Origin of the sequence: Rhodoferax ferrireducens, from assembly GCF_003347515.1 — a bacterium.
Lineage (GTDB): Bacteria > Pseudomonadota > Gammaproteobacteria > Burkholderiales > Burkholderiaceae_C > Rhodoferax.
On sequence record NZ_QEII01000095.1, the window covers coordinates 1 to 357 of the forward strand.

The 357-nt window shown below is 53.8% G+C and carries 1 protein-coding gene; it reads left to right on the plus strand.

Annotation, left to right across the window (positions count from 1 at the left end; all coding sequences use genetic code 11):
- Nucleotides 1-68 precede the first annotated feature (68 nt).
- The coding region (locus C5P05_RS35185) for a DUF2306 domain-containing protein (protein WP_420130710.1) at nt 69-357 on the plus strand (289 nt) is incomplete at its 3' end.

Below are 357 nucleotides of genomic sequence, written 5' to 3' on the forward strand. Positions count from 1 at the left end.
CGGAGATCAGCACCGAGAACGCCCGATTCGTTGCGGCGCCGTTTCCTGTGATTGTGCACATCCTTTGCGTGTGCCTGTTTTCTATATTAGGCGCTCTGCAGTTTTCTTCCACGCTACGCCAAAGAAGTACCCAATGGCACAGAGTCTCGGGTCGGATAGTGGTTGCAAGCGGAATTTTGGCTGCTTTATCGGGTTTGTGGATGACGGTCATGTATCCAATCCCCCCCGAATTGCAGGGCAGCTTGCTTTACGCAGTGCGCGTATTCGTGAGCGTTTCGATGCTGCTTTCGATCTTTATAGCGTTGGCTGCGGTCAAAGGAGGCGACATTGCCACCCATCGGGCTTGGATGATTCGCG